Below are 5,585 nucleotides of genomic sequence, written 5' to 3'. Positions count from 1 at the left end.
GAAGTTCGCTGGCATCCAGGCCTATGTGACAGCGGCAGCGGCAGCTCAGAACGCGCAGGCTGCGCTCGACGCTGCTAATGCCCAGCTGACCACCGACCAGAACAAGCTCGCCGATCTCACCCAGCAGCTCGCCGATCTCAACGCGACTGACACGACGGGCTTCACGCCCGAACAGCAGGCGGCTCTCGATGCGCAGATCACCGATGTGCAGTCGCAGATCGATGCCCAGAACGCGGCGATCACCGCTGACACCCAGGCGGTCGCGGATGCCCAAACCGCGGTTACCAATACACCCGCCCCGGACGACGCGACGTTGGACGCCGCCCTGCAAGACATGGCCAACAAGCCGGTCGACCAGGAAGTGACGGACTGGGCCAAGGGCGTGCTTGCCGACAAGATCGACCAGGCCGCCGCAGCGACGACGACGCCGTAAGTCCAAACGAACCGACCAGAGGGTGGACGAAACGCCGCCGGGCCTCGCCCGGCGGCTTTTTTGTCCGCACCGCCTCGGCGTGAAGCCGTCGGCGCGCCAGGCCGGGCCTATTTCGGCGGCGCGTCAGACCTCAGTCGTCTTGCCTTCGGCGACGCACGGCGCCTATGTCATCGTTGCGCTCCCTGTTCTTGCCCCTCCATGGCGCATGGTTCGGGCTCCGCTCCCCCCAGCGGAACCGAGCCCAGATATGGGGAGTTCAGGAGACGACAGTCGATTCCCCCGGGATGTAGCTGCTCCTTCATCGAGCCCGCCACTGGTTCAGGCACCAGTCGGCGGGCTTTTGATGCCGGCCGGAGCAGTCCGGCCGAGGGCAGTTCCGGGAAATGTGAACGCTCGGCCCGGCGGTTTCGCCGCAACCTTCAGCCTTGTCCGATCGAACGGATCCAACGTTTCGCCTTTTCCCTGAAACGGTGAAACGCTCTAATCGGCGTGATCGAGCAGGCGGGTGGCGTCCGGGCGGTCCCGGCCTTGTTTGCTCCCGGCGTGGTCGATGCCCTCGACCGTGATGGCGAACGTCCCGTTCTCGGTCCTGCCGATGAAGCCCTTCGCCTTGAGGTACCACAGGTGGAATTCGAGGTGCTCGCGCGGGCAGCCCGACAGGCGTTCGAGCTCGTCGTCGCCGATGCCCGGATTGTTGACGTCGCGCCGGCGCCGCACATAGAGAAGCGACAGCAAATTGGCCTGGATGACGGCATCCCTGTCCATGCCGCCGCCGTCGCGCGCGCCATCCGTGAGTTCGTGGCGAAGGCCCAGATGCTCGCGGTAGAGGATGTCGTACTGGGCCCGCTTGACTGGATCCCGCAGCGTATTGTGGGCCTCGACGATCTCGCTGAAGCGCGATTCATTCCCTGTTTCCCGATTATCGGGATGATAGCGCATAGCAAAATAGCGGAAAATCCGCTCGATTGTCTCAGAATTGGCGTTCGGGCTTATTTCCAGAACTTCGTAGTAGTCAGTGAACATGTAATCGTGCTTCCGAAATTACGGAAACCACTCCCCGAATCCGAGCATTGCCCAAATGCCGCGCGCTTGCAAGGCGCCATCGGGCCGGTTCCGAACGGGCGCAAATGCCCGCCGCAACTGCGCGAACTCGAGCGGATTCGGGACGCTGAAGCGCATGCTGTTCGCACGCCTGCCAGCGGGGAAGGGATGTCCTGGTCGGCGCACAGGTTCGCGGGCGCCCGATCGGCGAAAGGCCTGCTCTGCTGTGCGGATTCGAAGCTTGCGGGACTGATCGGCGATCGCGGTGGAATAAATCCCGCACTCCGCTACGTTAGGCATGTCTGAAATTCAGGTGGTAACCTGGATGGGAGCCGATCTCAAGCCCGGCTCCCTTTTTGGCTCTCCTCGAAAGAAGCGAGCCATTTTTTCGCGAAGCCGCCTCGCGGGGCTTTCGTCCGACGACTTCACCGACCTAAAGCGCGTCGCGATCCTTTGGCTTTGCTCATGCGCGTCAGATCTTTGGTTTACGCATGTCTTTATCCCCAAACAGGTTCCCACTTTCGGGAGACATGCTTTAGGTGCGCCATGGCTAATATGGCTGGCTAGATATAGACTTCACAGAGTCGGGTCCACAGAGGCATTGGGAGGGACAACAGAAATGCCACGGGTATCGGAACTCTTCTTCAAGACGGCCATCGTCTTTCTCATCCTGGGCATCGGCGCCGGGCTGCAGATGGCGATTTCGGGCGATCACGGCGCCTTCCCGGCGCATGCCCACATCAACCTTCTAGGCTGGGTCACCAGCGCCATCTTCGGTGGCTATTATGCGCTCAACCCGGCCAAGGCCGAGCGCCGCATCGCCATGATCCATTACGGCCTCTATACGGCCGGCATCGTGATCATGCTGCCGGCGCTCTACTGGATGCTGGCGGCAGGCCATCCGGAGATCGAACCGGTCGTGGCGATAGGCTCGCTGATCGTCGCCGCTGCGGTGCTGGTCTTTGGCTTCGTCGTCTTCTCGTCGTCGGAGACGGTGCGCTCGGCCTCACCAGCCGCGGCACGCTAGCTTGCGCGCGAGCAGGGGCTTCGGCCTGGACGGGCTGGAGCCTCCAACCAAAGAGCACGGCAAGACGGCCGTTTTGCATCGCGCCGAATAACCTTTGTTGCGGACGGGCGCTGGCGACAATGCCAAACTGATCGCGCCTCGGAAGCATAACGCGGGGCTGGCCCGGGCTCGCTGCTGCGCTCGAACAGAGGCGTGCAATGTGTCGGGCGAAACGGATTGCCGCCGGCTTCCGGGGAAGCGACTGGCCGGCCATTCGCGAGCAGGCTACGGCCGGCTAAGGCAACAGCTTCGGAAACAGCAGCGAGATGAGAGCGTGGATGATGCCGTCCCGCTCGAACGGGCCAGGCAATTTGGCGGGCGAGACGGCGCCGTCGCTCGACTTGGCCTCGTCGGTCACGCGGGCCTCGCCATGCACCAGCCACAGCACCGCCGCGAAGTAGCCGGCCTGCAGAATAACCGCGGCAAGGACCGTCCAGCCCAATGCCGCCCAGACCGATCCGGTGGACGCGAATGTCCAGCCAAGGACCACCAGAAGCGTCGCCGCCATTCCCACAAGAAACTGCGGAAAATACATTTGCCCAACCGAGCGCCGCGACCATGTCCAGTCGTCGACGATCTCGCCCATGTCTCTACACGTCATGACCCTTGCACCTTTTCCGGGTGGACCGCAAGCTTGAACAATCTGCCCGGCGGCCTTGTCGCACCATTGTCCGCTCCGACAGGGACCAAGGTAGCAGGACTTCCTTGTAGCAACCGGCAATTGCGCCGGATCGTTCCATGGGCCCCGGCATTCAAGCAACGTCTCATGGAATGCGTCGGCCGCGCGAGCTGTTTTCCGGGCTGCGGCGGCACTCGGACGACAAAGGCCTGCACCGGCGGGCCTTTCTCTCGTGATGCTGTTCTTGTCAGGTCAGGATAAGGACGATCTTGTAAGTGTCCGGGTCGACAATGACGATGCGTCCGTCGGCCAGCACGAAATACTCGTAGTACTCATAGGCAGGCACGATCTTGACGATGCGGGCCGGCAGGCGGTGCAGCCGCACCTTATGCCGCGGCACCTCGATGCCCACCGAAATGTCGAAGCTGACGTCGCGAACCGGTTCCACCTTGGTCTCGTGGATGATCTGGGTGACCTGCGTCCTCTGCTCGACCGTCACATTGTTGATCGAGGCCGTCTTGTTCTGGTCGGTCTCGACGTTGGTGTTGCCCTGGGCGTTCTGCTCGGTCTTGGTACCGGTGCTGGTCTGAGCGTTCTGGTCGGTGGTGCCGGCCTTGCCCTGGGCCTGCTGCTTCTTCTTCAACTGTGTGTTGTCCTGGGCATTCTGGTCAGTCTTCGTGCCGGTGTTAGTCTGAGCGTTTTTCTCGGTCTGCATCTTGGTGTTGCCGCCTTGAGCGTTCTGCTCGGTGGTGGCGCCGGCCTTGCCCTGGGCCTGCTGCTTCTTCTTGAGCTGGGTGTTGTCCTCGGCGTTCTGGTCGGTCTTGGCGCCGGCCTGGCCCTGGGCCTGCTCATCGGTCTTCATCTTGGCCTTGCCCTGGGCGTTCATTTCGGGTTTCGATTTCGTCTCGCCCTGTGCCTGCCCGCCTGCCTTGCCGCCGGTCTTGCAGTCTGCCTGGCCCGAGGCGCAGTTGGCATCGCCGCTGGGCTGCACGGATTCGGTCTGCGCCATCGCGGCGCCGCAACCGACGCCGAGTGCGATCATGCTTGTGATCAGCAGATGTTTCATGGGATTTCTCCTCGGAAATAGTCGGTCCCTTCGGATTGGGTAACCCGGGCCGAAATGCATTGTTCCGAAACAGCCGCGCCGCGCCGTGACGTTTCGCGGAGAACGCCGGCGGCGTTTTTTTGCCGGAACAAGGCTTGCCAGATGGCGTTACGCACAGTGCCTATCGGCTGTGAGATCGCAGGCGCAGCGTGAGAGGCAATCGATCCATGCCAAGGAGAAGATCATGAAAATGCACCTCACAACCGCTGCCGCGGGCCTGCTTCTTCTGACCGGTATCGGCGCCGCCGCCGCTCAGGACGTCATCATCCAGCCCGAACAGGAAACAGTCATCCGCGAATATGTGCACAAGCAGCCGCTGGCTTCGGTGAAGGTTCCGGGCGTCGAGTTGAACATCGGCAGCACGGTTCCCGATACGGTCGAGCTGCACGAAGTGCCGAACGTCCAATACCGTTACGTGGTCGTCGACAATCGGACGGTGATCGTCGATCCCGGCACGCGCAAGATCGTCCAGGTGCTCGAATAACCGCTAGCGTACCGAAGTTGAATGACCCGCCGCCGGCTTGGGCGGCGGGCCACCAACCGAGTATTATTTTGTTACCATGTGCTAACGGAACCTTCCCCTCGCGTTCGAGTTAGCGGCTCTGGATCTCAGCTGTCTCATCAGCAACACAAATGCATGGCAGCATAAATTCGGGCGGCGGCGAACAGATACGGGCGGGCCGAGGAGGAGTTTTACGAACATGTCGAAACGAGAAATCGGAACATCCCGTTCGCTCGGGATGCGCGTCGCCGATCTCAAAGCCAGGATGCGGGACGCCCGGATCACCGAGCACGAGATGAAGACCTTCCAGAAGGTCGCGGCCATCATGGGGGGCGGCGAGGGCTCCCTACGCATCGAAGCGGACGACCTGATCGCCGCGTCCTTCGTCACCGAGGCGCTGGGCGAGTCGACGGCGACCTGACAGCGGCCACCAGCCGAAGAGCCCCATCGATCCAGTCGACCGCAGCCCCGGCGGCGGTCCGCAGGGCAAACGGACGCCAGACGGCTCCACTTGGCGGGGGATCTCGTCGGCCAGCTCCTGAAACCTGCAGGGCAAGCCCAACGCGCAGCGGCCCCAATGCGCACCGGCTCTGTCAGTGCGCCGGCCGCTGCAGCGCCCGGCTCTCGCGTGCCCGGTTGCGCCTGATCTTGGCCTCGCGCAGCACCGCGACCGGATCGGCCCCGGTCCACTCGATCCCCGCCTTCCTCGCGAAGATCAGGAACGCCTGGCGCGCCTTGTCGAGATCGATCTCGCCGGCCCGCGCCGCCTCGCAGGCGCGCAGCGCCCTTGCGTGGCTTTCGCCCCGCGAAGCCGCCGGC

The 5,585-nt window shown here is 63.1% G+C and carries 7 protein-coding genes and 1 pseudogene; 4 read left to right on the top strand and 4 right to left on the bottom strand.

Features of this window, described 5'->3' with window-relative positions; genetic code table 11:
- Window positions 1-433, top strand: a pseudogene (locus tag EOA28_RS38965) (hypothetical protein); the annotation flags it as partial.
- A 480-nt stretch (window positions 434-913) separates the two neighbouring features.
- On the opposite strand, the gene EOA28_RS23115 reads toward EOA28_RS38965, so the two are convergent.
- The gene (locus EOA28_RS23115) at window positions 914-1,456 is read right to left on the bottom strand and encodes a J domain-containing protein (RefSeq protein WP_126083405.1); all 543 of its coding nucleotides are present in this window, start codon (window positions 1,454-1,456) and stop codon (window positions 914-916) included.
- A gap of 637 nt (window positions 1,457-2,093) precedes the next feature.
- On the opposite strand from EOA28_RS23115, the gene EOA28_RS23110 reads away from it, so the two are divergent.
- A complete protein-coding gene (locus EOA28_RS23110; RefSeq protein ID WP_126083404.1) occupies window positions 2,094-2,501 on the top strand; it encodes a hypothetical protein in 408 nt (135 codons plus the stop codon).
- A gap of 274 nt (window positions 2,502-2,775) precedes the next feature.
- Here the strand turns inward: EOA28_RS23110 and EOA28_RS23105 are convergent, their stop codons facing one another.
- Window positions 2,776-3,141: an exopolysaccharide production repressor protein gene (locus EOA28_RS23105; RefSeq protein ID WP_245501581.1), complete on the bottom strand. Its 366-nt coding sequence runs from the start codon at window positions 3,139-3,141 to the stop codon at window positions 2,776-2,778.
- 265 nt (window positions 3,142-3,406) lie between these two features.
- Entirely contained in the window at window positions 3,407-4,225 is an 819-nt protein-coding gene (locus EOA28_RS23100; protein WP_127252104.1) for a DUF1236 domain-containing protein, read from the bottom strand.
- A gap of 223 nt (window positions 4,226-4,448) precedes the next feature.
- Between EOA28_RS23100 and EOA28_RS23095 the strand changes: the two genes are divergently transcribed.
- On the top strand, window positions 4,449-4,748 hold the full coding sequence (locus EOA28_RS23095) for a DUF1236 domain-containing protein (protein ID WP_127252103.1): 300 nt from the start codon (window positions 4,449-4,451) through the stop codon (window positions 4,746-4,748).
- A gap of 217 nt (window positions 4,749-4,965) precedes the next feature.
- On the top strand, window positions 4,966-5,187 hold the full coding sequence (locus EOA28_RS23090) for a hypothetical protein (RefSeq protein WP_126083401.1): 222 nt from the start codon (window positions 4,966-4,968) through the stop codon (window positions 5,185-5,187).
- Between the two features lie 172 nt (window positions 5,188-5,359).
- Here EOA28_RS23090 and EOA28_RS23085 read toward each other — a convergent pair.
- Window positions 5,360-5,585: DUF982 domain-containing protein (locus EOA28_RS23085; RefSeq protein ID WP_128315310.1), on the bottom strand; the 226-nt coding region annotated here is incomplete at its 5' end.

This window comes from Mesorhizobium sp. M2A.F.Ca.ET.067.02.1.1 (genome assembly GCF_004023285.1).
GTDB lineage: Bacteria > Pseudomonadota > Alphaproteobacteria > Rhizobiales > Rhizobiaceae > Mesorhizobium.
The sequence above is the reverse complement of the archived record's forward strand: the minus strand, read 5'-3'. Positions and strand labels throughout refer to the sequence as shown.

Excerpts from the sequence above, each read along its gene's own strand:
- EOA28_RS23095 (WP_127252103.1), top strand. The coding sequence starts at position 4,449 with ATGAAAATGCACCTCACAACCGCTGCCGCGGGCCTGCTTCTTCTGACC.
- EOA28_RS23100 (WP_127252104.1), bottom strand. The coding sequence starts at position 4,225 with ATGAAACATCTGCTGATCACAAGCATGATCGCACTCGGCGTCGGTTGC.
- EOA28_RS23110 (WP_126083404.1), top strand. The coding sequence starts at position 2,094 with ATGCCACGGGTATCGGAACTCTTCTTCAAGACGGCCATCGTCTTTCTC.
- EOA28_RS23115 (WP_126083405.1), bottom strand. The coding sequence starts at position 1,456 with ATGTTCACTGACTACTACGAAGTTCTGGAAATAAGCCCGAACGCCAAT.
- EOA28_RS23105 (WP_245501581.1), bottom strand. The coding sequence starts at position 3,141 with ATGACGTGTAGAGACATGGGCGAGATCGTCGACGACTGGACATGGTCG.
- EOA28_RS23090 (WP_126083401.1), top strand. The coding sequence starts at position 4,966 with ATGTCGAAACGAGAAATCGGAACATCCCGTTCGCTCGGGATGCGCGTC.